Annotated in this window: 19 protein-coding genes; 8 read left to right on the plus strand and 11 right to left on the minus strand. The window is 70.3% G+C overall.

Annotated features, from left to right (window positions below):
• Positions 1-38: 38 nt before the first annotated feature.
• On the plus strand, positions 39-1133 hold the full coding sequence (locus ACNI65_RS18480) for a PepSY-associated TM helix domain-containing protein (RefSeq protein WP_416758530.1): 1095 nt from the start codon (positions 39-41) through the stop codon (positions 1131-1133).
• Between the two features lie 49 nt (positions 1134-1182).
• On the opposite strand, the gene ACNI65_RS18485 is transcribed toward ACNI65_RS18480, so the two are convergent.
• Positions 1183-3816 (minus strand): tetratricopeptide repeat protein, encoded by a 2634-nt coding sequence (locus tag ACNI65_RS18485; protein WP_416758531.1) that lies wholly within the window; start codon positions 3814-3816, stop codon positions 1183-1185.
• 318 nt (positions 3817-4134) lie between these two features.
• Here ACNI65_RS18485 and ACNI65_RS18490 point away from each other — a divergent pair, with 318 nt between their 5' ends.
• Positions 4135-5130, plus strand: a complete 996-nt coding sequence (locus tag ACNI65_RS18490; RefSeq protein WP_416758533.1) for a hypothetical protein — start codon at positions 4135-4137, stop codon at positions 5128-5130.
• Here the strand turns inward: ACNI65_RS18490 and ACNI65_RS18495 are convergent.
• Complete coding sequence (locus tag ACNI65_RS18495; protein ID WP_416758535.1) at positions 5105-5725, minus strand: hypothetical protein; 621 nt, start codon at positions 5723-5725, stop codon at positions 5105-5107. The genes ACNI65_RS18490 and ACNI65_RS18495 overlap by 26 nt on opposite strands.
• Between ACNI65_RS18495 and ACNI65_RS18500 the strand changes: the two genes are divergently transcribed.
• Both ACNI65_RS18500 and ACNI65_RS18505 read left to right on the plus strand, forming a co-directional pair.
• Entirely contained in the window at positions 5703-6227 is a 525-nt protein-coding gene (locus ACNI65_RS18500; protein ID WP_416758537.1) for a hypothetical protein, read from the plus strand. The genes ACNI65_RS18495 and ACNI65_RS18500 overlap by 23 nt on opposite strands.
• Before the next feature lie 33 nt (positions 6228-6260).
• Complete coding sequence (locus ACNI65_RS18505; RefSeq protein ID WP_416758538.1) at positions 6261-7325, plus strand: tartrate dehydrogenase; 1065 nt, start codon at positions 6261-6263, stop codon at positions 7323-7325.
• A gap of 152 nt (positions 7326-7477) precedes the next feature.
• On the opposite strand, the gene corA is transcribed toward ACNI65_RS18505, so the two are convergent.
• The 6 genes from corA to ACNI65_RS18535 all read right to left on the minus strand — a co-directional run bounded on the left by corA (position 7478) and on the right by ACNI65_RS18535 (position 13677).
• Positions 7478-8446 (minus strand): magnesium/cobalt transporter CorA, encoded by a 969-nt coding sequence (gene corA / locus ACNI65_RS18510; protein WP_416758540.1) that lies wholly within the window; start codon positions 8444-8446, stop codon positions 7478-7480.
• Between the two features lie 108 nt (positions 8447-8554).
• Positions 8555-9007 (minus strand): GNAT family N-acetyltransferase, encoded by a 453-nt coding sequence (locus ACNI65_RS18515; RefSeq protein ID WP_416758542.1) that lies wholly within the window; start codon positions 9005-9007, stop codon positions 8555-8557.
• Between the two features lie 95 nt (positions 9008-9102).
• Entirely contained in the window at positions 9103-9780 is a 678-nt protein-coding gene (locus tag ACNI65_RS18520; RefSeq protein WP_416758543.1) for an ABC transporter ATP-binding protein, read from the minus strand.
• On the minus strand, positions 9777-11417 hold the full coding sequence (locus ACNI65_RS18525) for an ABC transporter permease (RefSeq protein WP_416758545.1): 1641 nt from the start codon (positions 11415-11417) through the stop codon (positions 9777-9779). The genes ACNI65_RS18520 and ACNI65_RS18525 overlap by 4 nt, the downstream gene beginning before the upstream one ends.
• A gap of 4 nt (positions 11418-11421) precedes the next feature.
• Positions 11422-12498, minus strand: coding sequence for an extracellular solute-binding protein (locus ACNI65_RS18530; RefSeq protein WP_416758546.1), 1077 nt, complete (start codon positions 12496-12498; stop codon positions 11422-11424).
• A 180-nt stretch (positions 12499-12678) separates the two neighbouring features.
• Positions 12679-13677: a LysR family transcriptional regulator gene (locus ACNI65_RS18535; protein WP_416758548.1), complete on the minus strand. Its 999-nt coding sequence runs from the start codon at positions 13675-13677 to the stop codon at positions 12679-12681.
• Between the two features lie 156 nt (positions 13678-13833).
• Here ACNI65_RS18535 and ACNI65_RS18540 point away from each other — a divergent pair, with 156 nt between their 5' ends.
• From ACNI65_RS18540 to ACNI65_RS18555, 4 genes are all read left to right on the plus strand, one after another.
• On the plus strand, positions 13834-14088 hold the full coding sequence (locus tag ACNI65_RS18540; protein ID WP_416758550.1) for a hypothetical protein: 255 nt from the start codon (positions 13834-13836) through the stop codon (positions 14086-14088).
• A gap of 207 nt (positions 14089-14295) precedes the next feature.
• A complete protein-coding gene (locus ACNI65_RS18545) occupies positions 14296-15543 on the plus strand; it encodes a Fic family protein (RefSeq protein ID WP_416758552.1) in 1248 nt (415 codons plus the stop codon).
• Positions 15544-15563: 20 nt separating this feature from the next.
• Positions 15564-16556: a Fic family protein gene (locus tag ACNI65_RS18550; RefSeq protein ID WP_416758553.1), complete on the plus strand. Its 993-nt coding sequence runs from the start codon at positions 15564-15566 to the stop codon at positions 16554-16556.
• Positions 16557-16608: 52 nt separating this feature from the next.
• Positions 16609-17454, plus strand: a complete 846-nt coding sequence (locus tag ACNI65_RS18555; protein WP_416758555.1) for a phosphatase PAP2 family protein — start codon at positions 16609-16611, stop codon at positions 17452-17454.
• Here ACNI65_RS18555 and ACNI65_RS18560 read toward each other — a convergent pair.
• The 3 genes from ACNI65_RS18560 to ACNI65_RS18570 form a co-directional block, all read right to left on the minus strand.
• A complete protein-coding gene (locus ACNI65_RS18560) occupies positions 17424-18281 on the minus strand; it encodes a metallophosphoesterase family protein (RefSeq protein WP_416758556.1) in 858 nt (285 codons plus the stop codon). The genes ACNI65_RS18555 and ACNI65_RS18560 overlap by 31 nt on opposite strands.
• The gene (locus ACNI65_RS18565) at positions 18278-19270 is read right to left on the minus strand and encodes a diacylglycerol/lipid kinase family protein (RefSeq protein ID WP_416758558.1); all 993 of its coding nucleotides are present in this window, start codon (positions 19268-19270) and stop codon (positions 18278-18280) included. The genes ACNI65_RS18560 and ACNI65_RS18565 overlap by 4 nt, the downstream gene beginning before the upstream one ends.
• 252 nt (positions 19271-19522) lie before the next feature.
• Complete coding sequence (locus tag ACNI65_RS18570) at positions 19523-20536, minus strand: aldo/keto reductase (protein WP_416758559.1); 1014 nt, start codon at positions 20534-20536, stop codon at positions 19523-19525.
• Positions 20537-20768 lie beyond the last annotated feature (232 nt).

Raw genomic sequence — 20768 nt, forward strand, 5'->3', positions numbered from 1 at the left:
ATGGACACGGACCGGACCGCGGGATCGCCATGGCGCTGATGACCGCACGACGCCTCTGGATGTGGCTGCATCGCTGGACCGGCTTGACGCTAGGTCTGCTGCTCGCCGCGGCGGCGCTGCTCGGCGCGCTGATGACGGTGCTGCGCCCGCTGGACGAGGCCCTGCACCCCGAGCTCTTCCGCGCCCCGGCACGGGCCGCCGAGGCGTCCGCGGCCATCGAGGCCTCCGCCACGCCGCTGGAGACGCTGCGACAGCGCGTCGCCCAGGAATTCGGCCCGAAGGCAACGATGACCATCCGCCCGCCGCGCGAGGACGGCGAGTCCTTGCGCGTGATGGTGCGGGGCTCGGCGTGGGAAGGCACGCTCTACCTGGACCCCGTCACCGTGGCCGAACTGGGACGCCGGGGCGAAGCCGAGGGCCTGGCCAACATCGTCTTCGAGCTCCACAGCGCGCTGCTGCTGGGTGACACGGGCAAGGCGGTGCTCGCCTTCACCGCGATCGCCTACCTGGCGCTGCTCGTGACGGGCCTGATCCTGTGGTGGCCGATGAACGCGGCGCAGTGGCGTCACGCGTTCAAGCTCAAGCTCGACAAGGGCACGACGCGCAGCCTGTTCGACCTGCACCGCTTCGGCGGCGCGGTGCTGGGGCTACTGGTGGCCGTCGCCGTGGCGAGCGGCGCGTGGATGGCCTATCGGCCCATCGGCGGCTGGATCAACACGCTGGTCGGCGATGCCGCGACCAAGCCGCCCAAGGTCGGCAAGGATCACGGCGAACGCGTGCCACTGGACACCATCGTGGCCGACGCCCGGACGCGCTGGCCCGAGGGCCAGGTCGGCTTCGTGCAACTCGCCGCGGCGGACACCCGCGCGGTGCGGCTGCGCTTCAAGCTGCCCGGCGATCCGCATCCCAACGGGCTGTCGTCGATCTGGGCGCATCCGGTCGATGGCCACGTGCTGGCCCAGCAGCGCTGGGACCAGCTCGACCTCGCCGGCCGCTCCACCGCGTGGATCTACCCGCTGCACGCGGGCGAGCTCTTCGGCGTCGCCAACCGCGTGATCACCGGCCTGCTCGGCTTGGCGCTCTTCGCGATGGGCGTCACCGGCGTGTGGCTGTGGTGGCGGCGCCGGCGCTAGGCTGGCGCTGAGCGCCGATGACCGCCGCTGGACCGCCGCTGAACGCCGATCAGCGCGGGGCCACGACCCCCAGCCGTTCGAAGACCTGGCGCTCGCGTTGCCCGTTGGCATGCGCCAGCACCCAGGTCGATCGCGGCTTGAAGTAGACGTAGGTCGGCGGCGCGTCAGCGGCCAGCCGCTCACGCAGGGCCTTCCACGTCACATCGGCCTCGGCGGCGCGATCCAGCCGGCGCAGCGCGGCACCGCGCACCGCCTCGGCCAGATCCAGCCAGGGCGCGATCGCCAGGGCCTGATCGGCCTGCTTGAGCGCCAGCGCGGCCTCGCCGTCCTGCAAGGCCAGCCAGCCCTGCAGCGCCAGCACCGACGGATCCTCCGGATCCAGCAGCGCCGCCGCCCGCAAGGCCTCGCGCGCCGCGTCGCGACGGCCCGCCATCAACAGGTCCTGCGCGTGGTCGACCCGCAGCTCCACCAGGCCCGAGCGCTCGCGCACCACGCGGTCATACAGCGCGAAGGCCGCGTCCCATCGACCGGCCAGCGCCAGCGCCTTGGCCTTGCCCCACAGCGCCTCGGGCTTGTCGCCCTGCGCGGCGAGCGCCGCGTCATAGGCGGCCAGCGCGCCGTCCACATCGCCGACCTCGCGCAGGTAGCCGCCCACCGCGAGGTTCACCCGCAGCGAGTCCTCCGCGTTCATGCGCCGGGCGCCGCGCAGCTCGCCCACCAGCGTCGCGATCGGCGTGCCCAGCCAGCGCCGCGCGGCGGCGACCTCGATGCGCGCGCTCGCGCTGGACCCATGGGCGCGGATCACCGCGTCGGCCAACGGCGCGACCTCGGCGCGATCGCCCCGGATCGCGCGCAGGCGCAGCATGCCCAGCTGGGCCGCCTCGTTCCTCGGCGCGAGCGCGAGCGCCTTGCGCTGCTGCGCCAACGCGCCCTCGACATCGCCCGTCTCCAGGCGGCGCGCGGCCTCGTTGCTCATGGCGATCGGCAGGCTGGCGCGCGCGTCGGTGCGCGTCAGCAGCTTGAGCACCAACCGCTGGAGGTCGGGATCGCGCTCGGCGAGCCGCTCGCGCGTGATCTCGCGCGTGTCGTACACGTCACGGCGCGGCGAGGCCTGCGCGTTGACGCCCTCGGCGAAGTACTCCCAGACCGTGCCGCCGGCATACCGCGACAGGAAGCCCTTGCCCGTCTTCGCGTCGCGGGCCTTGGCCGCGCGGTACAGCGATTCGATGGCGCGCCAGTCGTCGGGCCCGAGCACGCCGTGCACCTGATGCGACAGCTCATGCAGCACGGTGTTGTAGCGGTCGGAGACCAGCCGCTCGACGTCTTCGTAACCGGTCACCGTGTTGTGGCCGCCGGCGCCGCGCACGTCGTCCCACAGCCGTGAATCGGTGTCGATGCGCGCGTCGCGCAGCGACTCCAGGCCCGGCGTCTCCGACAGGCGCTGCCACATCGGCTTGATGTAGTGCGTCGCGCTGCCCTCGACCAGCACCGGGATGTAGGCCCGCCACGGCGCCACCGACAGCGCCACCCGCTTCTGGATGCGCGGCGTCAGCGAGGCCCAGTTCAGCACGTAGCGCTCGATGCCCGGCACGCGCGGCATCGGCGTCGCCGCGAATCGGGCCTCGTAGTCGGCGCGGTGGATGTCGATGGCCAGACGCTGGAACTCCAGCGCCTTCGCCAGGATGGCATGGCCGCGGCCGTACCCGGGGCAGGCGCTCAAGGCCTGGATCGCCAGCGCGCGGGCCTGGTCGGGCGAACCCGCCTCCAGCGCGTCCGAGGCGCGGTGCGCCAGGGCCTCGGCCTCGGCGAATCGCGCCGGCTCCTCGCGCCGGAGCTCGCTGTAGTTGCGACGGGCGTAGCCGTTGCCCAGCAGGTAATGCGCGTGTTCGTCGTAGGGGTTGTAGTCCAGCGCCTGGCGGGCCGCGTCGATCGCGTCACCGGTGCGGGCGAGCCGGATCAGCGTCTCGGCCAGCGTGCCCAGCGTTTCCGCGCTGCGGCGCCAGGCGAGGCTTTCCTCGAGCCGCTTGAACGAGGTGTCGAAATCGCGCTGCTGATAGAACCACTGTCCCAGCGCCCGCAGCGCCTCGCCCTTCTCGCGCGAGGTCGTGGCGGCCTGCAGCGCGCGCTCCAGCAGCGGCTTGGCGCGTTCATCCTGGTGCAGCGCGGTGGCCAGTTCACCAGCGGCGAGCAGGTCCACCGAATCCGCCCGGCCCGTTGCGATGGCCGCGGACGTGCGCCGGTCGATCTCGGCGAGGTCATCCCGCGCGCGCAGGCCGTCATACAGCGCGCTGCGCTCCTCGGGCGACAGGCTGGCGGCGGGTCGCGCCTTCAAGGCGTCGAGCAGCGGCAGCGCCCGCGCGTAGTCCTGCGTGCGCAGCAGCGCGCGCAGACGGGTCAGCTGGGCGGCGGGGCTCGCGTCCAGCGCCGCCAGGCGCGCCACGGCGACGTCCACCCGGCCCGCTTCCAGCAAGTCGTCGACAACGCGCGGCGTGGGTTGCTCGATGGCGGCCTCGACCGGCGCGCGGGCGTCGCTGGCACCCGCAGCCGGAACGGCTTGCGCGAAGGCCGCGGGCATCACGACCAGGGGCACGGCCAGGGGCACCGCGAGCAGCGCGGCGCTCAGGGCGGTGCGCGCCCTCGGCGCGTGCGAGGAGGAACTAGGAACGCGGCGGAAGATCGTCATGGCCTGGGGTCAGCGGGAAACGAGGCTCCGACTGTCCCACAGGCGATTGCCCGGACCCGCATCAGGCATCTCCTGTTCGCCCGACGGTCCTTCACTGCGCGGGCAAGACATGTCCCCCCGGCATGCCCTTCGGCGTCCCTCACGAGAGCGACGGGCACACCCTGCCCCGGGAACCTCATCTGCCCCGACCCGATCGCGACTCCGGTTCCCCACCCCGGTGCGCCCGATCAGATGCCGCTGTACCACTTGCCGCCTTCCTCCGTCCCGCCCTCGCTGGTCGGACTTCCCGCCACCCCCGCGACGGATCCGCCGTCCGACATGACGCCCCTCGACGCCCTGCCCGACACCGGCGCATCGCCCGAGTTCCAGGGCCTGCGCGCGCTGGAGCGGCGCTGGGCGCAGTCCGTGGCGGCGCATGCGCTGTGGTCCCGCCAGGCCCCGGTGGTGCCGCTGCTGCTGGACTGGCTGCGCGACGCCGACCCCATCGCCCGCGCGCTCGGCCCGGCCATGTGGCGGCACTTCGCACAGCATCTGTTGCAGCACGCCAGCAGCCGCGACCTGCGCGCGATGGGGCTGGACGAACGCGTCGAGTCCCGGCTGTGGACCTCATGGCCCGAATGGCGCACCGCGGGCTTCCGCATCGCCGACGCCCCGGGGCGCCTGCACCGGGCGGTGGTCTGGTGGGAGGACGGCCGTCTGCCGGAATACCCCGAGCGCGGCGGCGTCTTCGAGGCCCCCTACGGGGCCGCGCTCTGGCTGGACGGACGGCTGCTGCCCTATCCGCAGGAACTGACCTTCGGCTGCTCGATCGTCGGATCGGGCGAGTGGATCGACGACCGCTTCTTCGTCGTCGACGTCGACGGCCCGCCCGAGCATCCGGATTACGTCGAGGAGCTGGCCAACGGCCGCGGGTCGGTGCTGAGCCTGCTGGTCATCGACGCCCGGGACCGCAGCTGTCATCTGCTCAACCCCCGCGCGCACGAGCCCTGGCTGCGTCCGCGCATCAGCGTGCAGGCCGACGGCCGCTGGCGCATCGACCCGGGCATCGACGCCGGCGCCGACAGCCGGCTCTACGACGCGGACGCGGACCGCCCGTCGGCGCCCTCGCGCCTGATGCTGCCCTCGGACCTGCCCCCGGCCTCGATCGACGCGGAGATCCCGCCCGAGGAAGCCGAGCCGCGTTCGTTCGCGCCGGCGTGGCGGTACGTGGTCGACGCGTGGAACGCGGACCGCGATCGCCTGGTGGGGCTGCTCGGCGAGATGAATTACGAACTGGCGCTGGACAGCTTCAGGGACGCGGCCTTGGGGTGGTGAGCGGCAGCACCAGGACACGGCGCCCCAGCGCGCGCCAGGTCGCCGGGTTGGGCTGGAGGCCAGCCTGCCGCATGCGTTCCAGCCACTCCATCGCTTCGCCCTTCTTCCGGAGATGCATGCACAACTTGATCATGGTGTTGTAGCTGGTCACATCGGGCTCGATCCCGTGTTCGTCCCGCATGCGATCCAGGCACTCCTCCGCCGAGGTCAGATCACCCGACTTGCCATGGGCATACATCAGGGCGTCGTAGACACGCGCATCGGGAGTGACGCGGTGGGCGGCCATCAGCGCGAACCAGCGCTCCGCGAGCTTCCCGCCGCCGGGGTCCGCGGCGACGCCGCATGACCAGATCATCGCGCCGAAGGTCATGCAGTCGGGGAAGGCCTTCGGGTCCGCGATCAATCGATCGAACCACGCCCTCGCCCTGCCCAGATCCTTGACGTTGCCGAACGCCGAGATCAACGAGTTGTAGGTCGATTCCGTCGGATCGATGCCCAGCGCACGCATGCGGTCGACGCACCTTTCCGCCCCCGCCAGGTCATTCGACGCCCGATACACCTTGATCAGGGCGTTGAAGATCAGCGCATCCGCCATCACTCGCCGTCCGGTCTGCCGGCAGATCGCGCGCTCCAACTCCTTCACGCAGGCCTCGGCGGCGACCGCGTTGCTGCCGCAGGCCTGGATGGCCGAGCAGGTGACCATCCTCACGTCCTTGATCTGCTTGCCCCCGTCGATGAACGCGTCCACGACGGCGGCGTTCCTGGCTTCTGGTGCGTGCCGGGCGCGTGGCCCGCTCGACGATTCGCCGGTGGCGGCGGTGCCGGGCGTCGACTCGTGTCCGAAACCAGACGCGATGCGACCGAATGACGAGACATTCCAGCTCACGTGGGGCTCCTGCGACGAGGGGCCCCGGCAGTCGCCCGCCCGCCCATCGAGGTTCCGCGGGCGAGGGCCTCAAGTCCGCTCGGAGGGCGCGGCGCCGCGCTTCGTAGCGGTGGGCATCGACGTCACGCTGCTCGCACAGGCCACGCGGCGGCTTGCGGCAGACTTCGAGCTCGCGCCGCCGCTGCCGGCGCCGACCGGCTCGCCCTACTGAACTCCCGTTGAATCCACGATCGAAAGCACGACCATGAGCAAGACGTACAAGATCGCCGTCATTCCCGGCGACGGCATCGGCAAGGAAGTGATGCCCGAGGGCCTGCGCGCGCTGGAAGCCGCGGCCAAGCGCTTCGGCATCCGGTTCGAGTTCACCCACATCGAATGGGCCAGCTGCGACTACTACCAGCAGACCGGCCAGATGATGCCCGACGACTGGAAGACACAGCTGCAGGGCCAGGACGCGATCTTCTTCGGCGCGGTGGGCTGGCCGGCGACGGTGCCCGATCACGTGTCGCTGTGGGGATCGCTGCTGAAGTTCCGCCGCGAGTTCGACCAGTACATCAACCTGCGTCCGGTGCGGCTCTTCGAGGGCGTGCCCTGCCCGCTGGCCAACCGCAAGCCGGGCGAGATCGACTACTTCGTCGTGCGTGAGAACACCGAGGGCGAGTACACCAACCTCGGCGGCGTGATGTACGCAGGCACCGATCGAGAGATCGTGATCCAGGAGTCGGTGTACTCGCGCTTCGGCGCGGACCGCGTGCTGAAGTACGCGTTCGACCTCGCACAGAGCCGCGCGCGCAAGCATCTGACGGTGGCGACGAAGAGCAACGGCATCGCGATCTCGATGCCGTGGTGGGATGGCCGCGCGGACGCGGTCGGCGCGGGGTATCCGGCGGTGACGGTGGACAAGCAGCACATCGACATCCTGTCAGCGCGTTTCGTGCTGCAGCCGGGGCGTTTCGACGTGGTGGTGGCGTCCAACCTGTTCGGCGACATCCTGTCGGACCTGGGTCCTGCGACGACGGGCACGATCGGGCTGGCGCCGTCGGCCAACCTGAATCCGGAGCGCAACTTCCCGTCGCTGTTCGAGCCGGTGCATGGCTCGGCGCCGGACATCTACGGGCAGAACATCGCCAACCCGGTCGCGATGATCTGGTCGGGCGCGCTGATGCTGCAGTTCCTGGGCGAGCAGGCCGCGCATGACGCGATCCTCGCGGCGATCGAGAAGACGCTGGCGTCGGGTCCGCGCACGCGCGATCTGGGCGGCACGGCGGACACGACCGCGATGGGCAAGGCGATCGCCGAGCTGATCTGATCCCGGCAGTCACCTGCCCTCTTGGTCCCCTCGCCCGCGAAGCGGGAGAGGGCGGAGGGTGAGGGCTCTGAGCAGGGCTCGCTGTCCGCCACGAGCCCTCACCCCCACCCTCTCCCGCTTCGCGGGCGAGGGGGCCACCCCGGCCAAGCCGCTTATAGCCAGCCTGCCTTGCGGAAGCGCCAGAACAGCACGCCGCAGGTCGCCGTGATGACCCCGAGCGCGACGGGATAACCGAAGCGCCACTTCAGCTCGGGCATGACCTCGAAGTTCATGCCCCAGATGCCGGCGAAGGCGGTGGCCGCGGCGAAGATCCCCGCCCAGGCCGCCAGCCGCTTGGTGGTCTCGGAGTCCTCGATCGCGGCCATCGACAGATGCACCTGGATCACCGTCGTCGCGGTGTCCCGCAGCGAATCGAGCGCCGTCTGCATCCGCTCGAGATGGTCGTAGACATCGCGGAAGTACTCGCGCGTGTCCTCGCAGACCGGCGGCACGCGGCCGCGCACCAGCTTGCCGACGGCGTCCAGCAGCGGTGACACCGCATGCTTGACGACGGTGACGCGTTGCTTGAGCTCATACACGCGGCGGATGTTGTCGCGCGTGACACCGGGCTCGAAGATCTGCGACTCGATCGCCTCGAGTTCCGCCTCCAGCGCCTCGATGACCGGGAAGTAGCGGTCGACGATCGCGTCCATGATCGCGTACATCACGAAGCCCGGCCCGCGCTTGAGCATGTGCGGTTCCTTCTCCGCGCGGGCGCGCACGCCCAGCAGGCTCTGCGCGACGCGATTGCGGATGGACAGCACGAAGTTGCGGCCCGCGAAGATGGATACCTCGCCGGTGCACAGCTCGTCGGTGGGCGTGAACTGCACGGTCTGCATGACGGCGAACAGCGTGTCGCCGTACTCCTCGACCTTGGGCCGTTGCTGGCCATGGAGCGCGTCCTCGACGGCGAGCTCGTGCAGGTCGAATTCCTCCTTCATCGCGAGGACCTCCTCGGTGGAGGCGTCGCGCAGGGCGACCCAGACGAAGCAGTCGGGCAGCTGGAGGTAGTCGCTGATTTCCTCGGGCTGGATATCGGCCAGCCTGCGGCCGTCGCGGTAGGCGACACAGTTGATGAGCATGGGAATGTCTCGCTCGTTCTTGCTTGACGCGAGCGTAGCGCGTGCGGCCTCAAGGCCGCATCAAGAGAAACCGAGGGGAAGCCGCCCAGTTCCCCTCCGGGCCGCGGATCAGCCGGCCCGCAACTCCAGGATCTCGTCGCCCAGACCGTCGCGCTCGCCGGTGGGTGTCCAGCCCAGACGCCGGTAGAAGCCGTGCGAGCGATGGGCGGGGTTGTCCGAGCACCCGAGGAAGAGCCGCCCATGACCGAGCGCGCGCAGATGCGAGACCGTGAGATCGAGGAGCGCGCGGCCAAGGCCCTGACCCTCGTGCTCAGGCAGCAGCGCGAGCACGACGATCTCGCCGGTGCGGGCGTCGCCGACGCAATAGCCGGCGAGGACCCCGTCGATGTGGGCGACGAAGCCGGGCAGGCTGCCGTCCCGGACCTGGCCGGACCAGGACGTCTCGGTGATGCCGAGCTCCGCGAGCCGCGCGGCGGACACGGCGTTCTCGCGGGTGCGGCCGCGCAGATCGATGCAGGCGGCGATGTCGGCGGGCACGGCGGGTCGGAAGTCAGCGCTCATGGGTCTTCGCGGTTCAGCAGGTCGAGGTAGGCGGTGTACACGAAGTTCAGGCGCCTGTGGTTCGGCATGGGTGCCGCCTCGTCATCCGACGCAGGCTAGACCGCGACCCGAGTCTGCCGCCACGTCACCAGCCGCCCCTGCGCCATCTCGCCGATCCAGTCGCCCATGGTCTCGGCCTCGTCGGCATCGTGCGTGACCATCAGCGCGGTCTGCCCGGCCTCACGCAGGATGCGCCGGACCTCGACGGCCAGGTGATCGCGCGTCGCGCCATCCAGGCTTGAGAACGGCTCGTCCAGCAACAGCAGCCGCGGCGACGGCGCCAACGCGCGCGCCAGCGCCACCCGCTGTTGCTGCCCGCCCGAGAGCTCATGCGGCATGCGCCCGCCCAGCGTCTCCAGCCCGACCAGCGCCAGCAGCTCCCGCACCCGCTGCTCCCGCGCCACGCGCGTCCAGCGCCGCAGTCCGAAGCCCACATTGGCCGCGGCATCCAGGTGGGGGAACAACGCGATCTCCTGGAACAGCAGCCCCACGCCCCGTTGCTCCGGCGCGAGTCGCGTCGACGGGCCGGACAACTCCCGGCCGTCGAGCTCGATGCGGCCCGACGTCAGCGGCTCGAAGCCCGCGATCGCGCGCAGCGCCGTGCTCTTGCCGCAGCCCGACGGCCCCAGCAGACAGGCGATGCCGCCCAGCGGCAGGTGCAAGGACAGTCCGCTCAGCACGGCCGGCCCAGCGCCATAGCGGACCTCCACGTGCTCCAGCGTGAGAGCGCTCATCTCTTCTTCTCCCAGCTCAGCAGCAACACCGCGGGCAGCCCGACGGCGACGATCAACAGCGCCGCCAACGCCCCATGCTCATAACTGCCGCGCGCGGCCTCGGCGTAGAGCAACGTCGGCAAGGTCTCGACATTGGCCGGCCTCAGCAGCAGGGACGCGGGCAGCTCCTTCATCACGTCGATGAAGACCAGCAGCGCGGCGGTCGTCATCGCGGGCCGCAGCAACGGGAGGTGCACGCGGCGCAAGGTGCCCAGCGGCGTCTCGCCCAGGCTGCGGGCGACCTGCTCGAGCGGCGCGGGCAGGCGGGACAACCCGGCTTCGATGCCGCCCACCGGCAGCGCGAGGAATCGCATCACGCAGGCTCCCATCAGCACCAGGCCCAGGCTCATCATCGGCAGGCCCGGCACACCGAGCCCATCGGCGATCCAGCCATCGAGCATGAGCGCCGGCGGCATCAGCCCGATCGCCAATACCGTGCCCGGGATCGCATAACCCAGCGCCGAGACGCGCAGCCAGGCGCTGCGCTGCGGACGACGCGACGATCCGCTCGCGCGCGACGCCCAGGCCACGATCAGCCCGGCCACCACCGCCACCGCGGTGACGGACAGGGCCAGCGTCGCCGAATGCCGCGCGCCGGCAAGCACCTCGGCGGACCAGCCGTGGCCCTCCGCCGCGCGCTTCCATGCCAGCACGGCCAGGTGCCCCGCCGGCAGCACGAAGCCGATCAGCACGGGCAACGCGGCCGCCGTGGTCGCGAGCATTGCCCGCGCGCCGCGCAATCGCAGGCGCGGCGCCGGCCGCATCGACCGCACCGCCCCGCCGAGCTGCCGACGGCGGCCCTGGCGCTCCAGCCAGACGAGCCCCGCGACGATCGCCAGCATCGCGCAGGCGATCTGGGCCGCCGCGCCCAGGTCCGAGCGCGTCACCCACGTCGTGTAGATCGTCGTGGTCAGCGTCGTCACGCCGAGGAACTCCGAGGCCCCGACATCGTTGAGCACCTCCAGCAGCACCAGCCCCACACCGACGGCCAGCGCCGGGCGCGCCATCGGCAGCGCCACGCGGCGGAACGCGCCCCACGGGCCCTCGCCGAGCAGCCGCGCCGCGTCCATCAGCCGCGCCGGCTGGGTCGAGAACATCGCCCGCATGCTCAGGTAGACATAGGGATAGAGCACCGCCGACAGCACCAGCACCGCGCCGCCCATCGAGCGCGCGTCGGGCAACCGGAACTGGCGCGGCGACTCGAACCCGAGCAGCGCGCGCAAGGCGCCTTGCAGCGGCCCGATCGGATGCAGCAGGTCCACGTAGCTGTAGGCGGCGATGTAGGTCGGCACCGTCAAGGGCAGCAGCAGCGCCCAGTGCAGGACGCCGCGCCCGGGGAAATCCGTGCGCGCGACCAGCCAGGCGCAGCCGGTGCCGATCACCGCGGTCAGCAGGCCCACGCCGGCGAGCAGCATCACGGTCTGCGCCGCGGCCCGCGGCAGCACGTGCGCCATCAGGTGCGACCAGTGCGCGATCCCCGCGCCCAGCGCCGTCCAGGCGAGCGCCGCCAGCGGCGTCAGCACCGCCAGCGCGATCGCGGCCGCGGTCGCGGTCCAGAACGGGCCGACCGCGCGCAGCCCGCCAAGTCGGCGCTTCACCCGGTCACTGGTCGAAGGCGACCTTGTCGATCAGCAGGCTGGCCTGCTTGCGATGGCGGGCGATCTCGGCCAGCGGCAGCGTGTCGGCCTTGACCGGACCGATCGCCGACTGGATCAGCGGATCCAGCGCCACGCCCGCGCGCACCGGGTATTCGTAGTTGGTCTGCGCGTAGAGCTGCTGCGCGGGCTCGGACACGAGGAACTCCAGCAGCGCCTGCGCCGCGGCCTTGTTCGGCGCGTGTTTCGCGACCGCCGCGCCGCTGATGTTGACGTGCGTGCCGGCGCCGCGCGCGCTGAAGGTCGGCTTGATGACCTGGATCGCGTCGCCCCACTTGCGCGCGTCACTGCCCGGCTTGGAGGCCTTCATCTGGCCGACGTAATAGGAGTTGGCCAAGCCCACGTCGCAGATGCCGCCCAGGATGTCGCGCGCGACGTCGCGGTCGCCGCCGGTCGGCTTGCGGCCGAGGTTGGCCTTGAGACCGCGCAGCCATTGCTCGGTCTTCGCCTCGCCGTCGTGAGCGATCATCGCGGCCACCAGCGCGGTGTTGTACGGGTGCTGCCCGGAGCGCGTGCAGACCTTGCCCTTCCACTTCGGATCGGCCAGGTCCTCGTACCGCAGCGTCGCCGCCTTCACGGCCGGATCGGCGTAGAGCACACGGGCACGCAGCGACAGCGCGGTCCACTGGCCGTCGACCGCGCGCAGGTTGGCGGGCACCGCGGCGGCGATCTCCGCCGACTTCAGCGGCTGCGTCACGCCGCCCTCGACCAGGTCGACCAGGTTGCCGATGTCCACGGTCATCAGCAGGTCGGCCGGCGAGCGCGCGCCCTCGGCCTTCACCCGTTCCAGCAGCCCGTCCTTGACGAAGACCGTGTGGACCTGGGTCCCCGTCCTGGCCGTGAAGGCCGACAGCAGCGGCTGCACGAGCGCGACCTCGCGGGTCGTGTACAGGGTCAGCTCGCCGCCGGCGGGCGCCTGGGCCTGGGCCATCGCGGGTACCAGGACGGCGGCGGCCAGGGCGAGCGCCGAGGCGGCATGCCACGGACGGAGGGTCTGGCGGAGGATCTGATCGGGTCGGCGCATCGTCGTGTCTCTTTCGCTCTCGATGAGAATTCTTCTCATCTGTGAAGACGCGCAATGTAGGCGGCCGGACCGGCGGGCGAAAGGCGGCTAAAGCTGCGGACACTCGCAGGAATCCCCGTGTCCCGGACGGCAGCGACCCGGGGCCTCGGCTTCAAAGAGGCTTCAGATCAGCGGATCCCTTCAAGCCGAGGGCGGCAACTGCGGCAACGCACGCGCGCCGGCCGCGACGACGTCGGAGATCTCGCCGATCACCTGCCGCAGCCAGCGCTGCGCGGGGTCGGGCTCGGCGCGGACATGCCAGACCTGGCTGATCTCGATGCCGCGCAGCGCGAAGGGCAGGTGCCGGCACGCGAGCTGGCCGGCGAATCCGGTGGCCGGGACGAAGCTGTCGGGCAGCACGGTGATCAGGTCGGACTGCTGCACCGCCATCGTGCCGGTGAAGAAGCTGTTGACCGTCATCGCCACCGTGCGCTTGCGGCCGATCGTCGCCAGCGCGTCGTCGACGAAACCATGCGCGCGGCCGGCGAAGCTCACGCGCAGGTGCTGCGCCTCGCAGTAGGCGTCCAGCGTCAGTGCGCCGGGCTCGGACAGCGGGTGATCCGCGCGCATGACGCAGACGTACCGGCTGGCATAAAGCGATTCCCGGCGGAAGGCGGCGCTGTCGTCCTCGACCAGCAGTTGCTCGGTCACGTCGGGGAAGAAGCCGATGGCCAGGTCGGCCCATCCTTGCTCGAGCAGCTCGCGGGGATCGCGGGTGGTCAGCGGCACGACGCGCAGGCCGACATGGATGCCCTCCTCCAGGAAGCGGCGCGCCAGTTGCGGCACGACCAGCGCGGCGGTCGCATCGGCCATGGCCAGCGTGAAGCTGACCGTGTTGCCGGCGGCGCGCGGGTCGAAGACCTGCGGTTCCAGCGCCTGCTGCAGGCTGGCCAGCGCCCGGCGCACGACCGGCCAGAGCGCCTGCGCGTGCGGGGTGGGCTCCACGCCGGTGGAGGTCGGGATGAAGAGTTCCTCGTGGGTGGCCTCGCGCAGGCGGCGCAGCGCGTTGCTGACGGCCGGCTGGGTGATGGCCAGGCGGTGCGCGGCGCGGGTCACGTGGCGTTCCTCCATGACCACGTCGAAGACGCGCAGCAGATTCAGATCCAGCGTCCGGAAGTTGACGGGGCGGGGGGTGCTCATGCGCCGGATGCTAATTCCGTCACGGGTCATTTCCGGCAGTGATGACCCGATTCCCAAGTGCAATTGGCGTGCCCTACGTAAAAACCGCAATATCTCGGCCATGGCGCAAGGCCACCCGCCCAGCGCCTCCCAACAGCACCTCAGAAGGGAAACACCATGACCACCACCACGCTGAATGTCCAAGTGATGGCTGCCGACGCAGCCCGGGCGCGCAACGCGAGCGTCGCCGGCGAGCGTCTGGTGAGCCTGGCCCTGCGCGCCGCCCGCGCCGTCGTCGAATTCGTGCATGCCGCCGCCGAGATCCAGCCCCGCCAAGCGGTGCTGCAGGCCGCCGCCGAGCAGTCGGCCGAGCGTCCGGACCTGGCGTTCTCGCTGCGCCGTGTCGCGCGCAACGGCTGGATGATGTATTGATCGAGTCTCCTCCGGACGCCTGACCCGCGTCCGCTCCTGCAAGGATTGAGCCGGGCCGCGAGGTCCGGCTTTTTTCTTTGCGGAAGGCGTTCGAGTCGGGGTCGGTCAATCCCCGCGTTGCTTCCGCGCTCAAAGGGCCTTGGCTCGTTTTTGGCGCTGATTCGGGCTCGCAAGATCGCTGGCTTCTCTTGAACGAAGGAGTCAGCGATGTCGGTGGAAGTTCAACGCGTCTGGGTGCTCGGCATGTCCGCAGCGCCATCCGTCTTCGGATCCCGGAGCGGCCGCCATGCTCGCGTCTTTGAGCCGGATCCCTTGTATGGCACGGATCGTCCGCGTCCGATGGCGTGGTCGAGGTCCGCGCGCCGTCTCTCGGAGCGGCTGGTACGGCCTGAGCTCGATCGCCCGATCGCCGACTACGACGCCGGCTTCGTCGAGCGCTACATCCCCAACGTCTCATCGCTGCTGCCGCCCTCGTTGGCCGACCAGCTGCATGACGGTTGCCGATGGGTCGATACCCTGCCGCGAGGCGCCTTTGCCCGGGCCGTCGAGGAGCCGATGGTGCTCGATCTCTCGTGGTCCTCATCCAGGCTCGAGGGCGTGTCCTTGTCCCGCAGGCAGGCACAGGGCCACTTCAGCCTCGGATCGTTGATCCAGGACCCGAGGTCGGCGCATGACGAGGAGGTCCGGATGCTCCTCAATCACAAGCGCGCGATCGAGTACATGGTCCAGGCGGCCCCGAACCAGCGCTTCGGCCTTGAACTGGTGCTCGCGATCCATGACCTCCTGATGGAGGGGCTGATGCCGGATCCCCTTGATCAGGGCCGCGTGCGTGAGCATGAGGTCGACATCAATGGCGCTCGCTTCGAGCCCGAGCAGGATTCAGCGCGACTGCGCGACCTGCTCGCCCTGATCCTCGAGAAGACACAGGCGATCCGCCATCCGGTCGAGGCGGCCTTCTTCCTGTGGGTCCAGATCCCTTACCTGCAAGCCTTTGGAGACGGCAACAAGCGGACCAGCCGCTTGATGGCCAACGTGCCGCTGCTGCTGCGCAACTGCGCGCCGATCACCTTCGAGGGCATCGATGAGCACGACTACCGGCTCGCGATGCTCGGTGTCTACGAGCACCAGGACCCTGCCATCGCGATCGACCTGTTCGAGCACACCGACCGGAAGTCGATCCGCAAGTACATGGCGGTCCTGGCCTCACGTCCGCGACTCGATGCGCGCGCCGCGCAGCTGAGCCCCGTCCTGCGCCGCGTGGTGCGTGACGTGGTCGTCGGGCGGCGCTCGGCGGCAGCCTCGGTCGCCTTCGCGGACCTGCCCCCCGAGGACGCCAAGGAGTTGGGCGAGATGCTGGCGCTGCGGCTGCGGACGCTGGCGTCGCGGCATTCGGATCGATTCGACATCGACGAAGCCGCGATCGACAGCTGGATCGCGGCTGGTCGGCCTCAATGAACCCCGGAGGAACAGCCACGATGAACGCCAAATCCGAACGCCCTCTCGACCGACTCGATCCCCTTCGACCCGATCCTCAGGGACTGATGAAAGCGCCCTGGTGCGTCCGCGAGCCGGATTCCACCTACTTGGCCACCCGGCCCAAGCCGCCGGACTGGTCCGAGCGGTCGCTGCAGATGTTCGACTTCATGCAGATCCCGGTCGACTTCCGCGACAAGGTGCCCTATCGCCGCGAGTTCCTCGACGCGTATCAGCCCAACGTCGACAGTCTGTTGCCGCCCGCGCTCGCGGAAAGTCTGTACCGCACCGCGCATTGGGAGAACGGCCCGCATCACTTCGACGGCGCCGTCATGATGATGACTGAATTCCTCACGGAGTTCTGTTGGGCCTCTTCCAAGCTGGAGGGCTGCACCTTCAGCCTGGCCGAGACGGACGCGCTGTTTCGGCTGGACGAAGCGCTGCTCACTGAAGCGGCTCAACAGGACAAGCCGACCCGGATTGTGGTGAACCACAAGCGCGCCATTGAGTTCATGGCCAGTCACGGCTACACGCGCAGGACCTCCTATGGTTTCATCCGCCAACTGCATGCGTACTTGGTGGACGGTCTGCTGCCGCCCGACCGATGCGGTCGCGTGCGCGAACTCGGCGTCACGGTGACCGGGACGGCGTATGTGCCCCATGGCATCCACGCCCTACTCGAGGAAATGCTTCAGCAAATCGCCACCAAGGCCGCCGCGATCCGCAACCCGGTCGAGAGCGCCTTCTTCCTGTGGATCCACATCGCCTACCTGCAGGCCTTCGCGGACGGCAACAAGCGCACCGGCCGGGTCGCCGCCAACCTGCCGCTCCTGAGCGGCCACTGCGCGCCGCTCAGCTTCGCCGGCGTCGAGAAACACGATTACGTGGTGGCGATGCTGGGGGTGTATGAGCGCAACGATGTCGCCGTTGCGGTCGATCTCTTCGAGTGGCTGTACCGGCGATCGATGCAGAAATACCTGTGGATGCTGGGCTGAGCGCAGTCACGCGCAGGAAAAGGCACCGCGCTTGCCCGCCACAATCCCCGCCATGCCCACCTCCACGCTCCTGGACTCCGCCACCTTCGCCGGCGCGCACGCGCTGGCGATCTATGGCGCGCTGCTGCTGCTGGTGACCCTGAGCGCCGGGCTCGTCGCCCGCGCGCTGCTGCCCACGCAGGGCGGCGGCACGCCGGCGCCGGTACCGATCTCGCTGCTCGCGCTCTGCCTGCGCTTCGCCGCCGGTTTCGGCTGCATCGTCGGCGGCGCCTGGCTCTTCACGGAGATCGCCGAGGCGCTGCACACCGAGCACACGCTCGGCCGCTGGGACGAGGCCTTCATCCTGGCCATGATCGACCACATCCCCGATGCCGCGATCCGCGCCTTCTACCTCGTCACCTTCCTCGGCAACCGCGAGACGCTCGTGACGCTGAGCATCGTCGTGTTCATCGGGCTGCTGCTGCGCGGACGGCGAGGCCTGGCGCTCGGCTGGGCGCTGGGCATGCTCGGCAACGCGGTGCTGAACCCCACGCTCAAGCACGTCTTCGAGCGCGCCCGTCCGCTCCATCCCACCGAATGGCTCACCGAAGGCGGTTTCAGCTTCCCGAGCGGCCACAGCTCCGGCATCGTCGTGACGATGGGACTGCTGGCCTACCTCGCCGTGCGGCTGCTGCCGCGCGCCTGGCATGTGCCGGCCTGGATGCTGGCTGCGGGGCTGGCCTTCACCGTCGGCGCCAGCCGCATCTTCCTGCGCGTGCATTTCCCCAGCGACGTGATCGCCGGTTTCGCCACGGGGGGTGCCTGGCTGACCGTCTCGCTCGTCAGCATCTCGCTGGCGCGATGGGCGCGGCGCAGACGCCGCGGCGCTCAGGCGAGCACCGTCGAACTCACCCGCTGAAACACGCCCTCGGTCTCGTCCACGTCCCAGCGCTCCACGCAGGCCGGGCCGACGGCGGGAGCCGATTCGGCGACGAGGGTCGATCCAGCGATGGAGGTTGTTTCGGCCGCGGCCACATCGACACCGGTCCGGATCACGTTCACCGAGTTGGGGATGCCGCCGCGCACCCGTGTGCTCAGCGCGGTGCCAGCCTGCACGGCCCACACCGGCCGGGGCAGGTCGCTGCGGCGCTCATGCAGGGGCAGCACGTAAGGCAAGTGGATGTGCCCGCCGATCACCGCATCGACGCCTGCCTCGGACCAGCGCCGCACCGCCTTCGCGTGACCGCGCAGCAGGTTGGACACGTCCACCGACTGCGTCACCGCCACCGGCTGATGCACGGCCACCAGCCGCGTCTGACCGGCGCGCGCCTGGCGCAGACGCTGCGCCGTGCGCTCGATCTGACGCTCGGAGAGCTCGCCATGCTTGTGCCGGTACCGGCGCGTCGTGTTGAGCGCGATCAGCAACAGGTCGTCGGTCTCGAACTCGGCATCCTGCACCGGGCCGAAGGCGCGTTCGTAGCGGAGGTAGGGATGCAGCAACCGGGTCGAGACCGCCAGCAGCGGGATGTCGTGGTTGCCCGGGATGACCACCCGCGCGGGCACGCCGAGCTTGTCGACGAAGGCCTTTGCGCGCGAGAACTCGACCGGACGCGCGCGTTGCGTGATGTCGCCGGTGATCAGCAGCAGGTCGGGGCGCAGCTCGGCGCACAGGCGCTCCAGCGCCGCGACGGCCATCGGGCGCTCGGTGCCGAAGTGCGGGTCCGACATCTGCAGCACGACCGTCATCGGTCCGGCTCCGCCGCGGCGAGACTCGCCTGCGCCTGACGACGCTCCTCGGCCAGGCCTTCCGGCCGGATCAGCATCAACGGATGTGGCGCGACCTCGAAACGCACCGGCAGCCGCATCCAGAGCACCTCGCCGTCAGTCGCCACCTTGACGCGTCGCGCGCCGAAGCGCCGCGCCTTGACCGTCATCCGGTTGAACGCGAAGTTGACGACCTGGTCCGCGTCGCGAAGCCGGCCCATCGCGCCGCGGGCGAGCAGCTTCAGCAGGCCCCAGCGGCCCACCGGCTTGAGCATCACGCCGGCCAGCGCGCCGCGGTCGATGGCCTGCGCCTCGGGCAGGCCGACCTGCTCCATCTGCAGCGCGTTGTTGCCGACGAAGACCGTCGGCGTGCGCACCTGGCGCGGCTGGCCGTGCAGCTCGATGGTCAGGCCCAGCGCGCGATGACCGCGCAGGATGGTCGCCAGCACCGCGCCGACCGCGACGAAGCGGCTGCGGCCGAAGCGCTGCTTCCAGACCTCGCGGTCTTCCAGCGATTGAGGGTAGAGGCCGAGGCTGGCGTTGACGATGAAGACGCGGTCGTTGATCTGTCCGACCTGGACCGGCACCGGGCGCGCGCTGAGCAGCACGCGCAGCGCGCCGTCGAGATCGGCCGGAATGCCGTGCGTGCGGGCGAAGTAGTTGAAGGTGCCGCGCGGCAGCACGCCGAAGGCGCAGCCGCTGCCGAGGACGGCTTGAGCGACGCAGTTGATCGTGCCGTCTCCGCCGGCGGCGACGACAACGCCGCCGGTTTCCCGGGCGCGACGGACGGCTTCTCGAGCGATGTCGGGGAGCGAGCCGGGGGTCTCGACGGGGTGCAGCTCGCAGTTGCGGCCGGCCGCGCGGCAGGCGGCCTCGACGGCGGGACCCACCTCATCCCGATCACCGCGGCCCGAGGCGCGGTTGAACACGACGAACAAGGGCGGCAATCGGGACGCGGTCGGCTCGGACATGGGCTAGGGCGCGGCGGGGTCGGAAAGGGCACACGATAACCGCCTCGGCAAGCCGGGCGCCTGGATCGGTGGCCTGCCATCGCCGCTGGCCCTCACCCCGGCCCTCTCCCGCAAGCGGGAGAGGGTGCCTGCAGGGCACCAGTCGATCACCCTCGCCCGCGGAGCGGGAGAGGTGAGGGCTCGGTGAAGGGCACGGTGCCCTCAAACGAGCCCTCACCCCAACCCCTCTCCCGCTCCGCAGGCGAGGGGCTATCAGGCGCCGCCGGGCAGGGGCGCTTCGGGATGAACCAGTTGGGCCTGGCGCAGCTCGCGCCAGAAGTCCACGGGCACGCTCTCGTTGAGCGCGGCGCGGTCCTCGGCGATGCGGCTGGGCTGGCTCGCGCCCGGGATGACCGCGGCGACCGCCGGGTTGGCCAGCGAGAACTGCAATCCCGCGGCCTTCATGCTGATGCCGTATCGATCGGCGATCGCCTTGATGCGAGCGACCTTGTCCTTGATCTGCGGCGTGGCCGGCGCGTATTCGAAGTTCGGGCCACCGACCAGCGCGCCCGAGCTGTACGGGCCGCCGACGACGATGCCCAGCCCCTGGCGCGCCACTTCCGGCATCACCCGCTGCAACGCGCGCTGATGGTCGAGCAGCGTGTAGCGCCCCGCGAGCAGGAACCCATCGGGCCGGGCGCCGTCCAGCGCCATCACGAGCTCGATGGGCTCGACGCGGTTGACGCCCAGGCCCCAGGCCTGGATGACGCCTTCGTCGCGCAGGCGGTCCAGCGCCTTGAACGCGCCCTTGCGCGCGCCCTCGAAGACACCGAGCCATTCATCGCCGTAGAAGTCCTGCGCCACGTCGTGGACCCACACGATCTCGATGCGGTCGGTCTTCAGGCGCTTGAGGCTGTCCTCGATCGAGCGCAGCGTCGCGTCCTCGGAGTAGTCGTTGACGATCTTGTTGGGGCGGCCGTACTTGAAGACATCGCCCTTCTCGCCGTTGTCGCGGGCGCTGACGTCCTCGACCTCATCGAGGATGAGGCGGCCGACCTTGGTGCTGATGACGTAATCCTGGCGCGGCCGGTCGGCGAGCGCCTCGCCCATGCGGATCTCGGCGAGGCCGGCGCCGTAGAAGGGGGCGTTGTCGAAGTAGCGGATGCCGTCGTTCCAGGCCGCGTCGACGGTGGCGCGGGCTTCGGCCTCGGGGATGTCGCGGAACATGTTGCCCAGCGGCGCGGTACCGAAACCGAGCTTGCCCGGGAGGAGATCTTTCAGAGCCATGGGGTGTCCTTGTGACGAGAGAAGGTTGGCGTTGATCTCAATCTAGGGGCTGAAGGCCGATTCATGAAATTAAATCGGTGAACTTCAGGTATTCGCAGCAGGCATATCCGGATGCAGATCGCACGAGGGTGTCAGCGACAGTCCGGGAGGATGACTTCCAAGCATTGCTGCACCAAACGCGGCCAGCGTGAATGACAAGCGCACAAATGCATCGACGGTCCGCCAAAGGCCG

The sequence above is a fragment of the Roseateles sp. So40a genome (genome assembly GCF_048081605.1).
Classification (GTDB): Bacteria; Pseudomonadota; Gammaproteobacteria; order Burkholderiales; family Burkholderiaceae_C; genus Roseateles.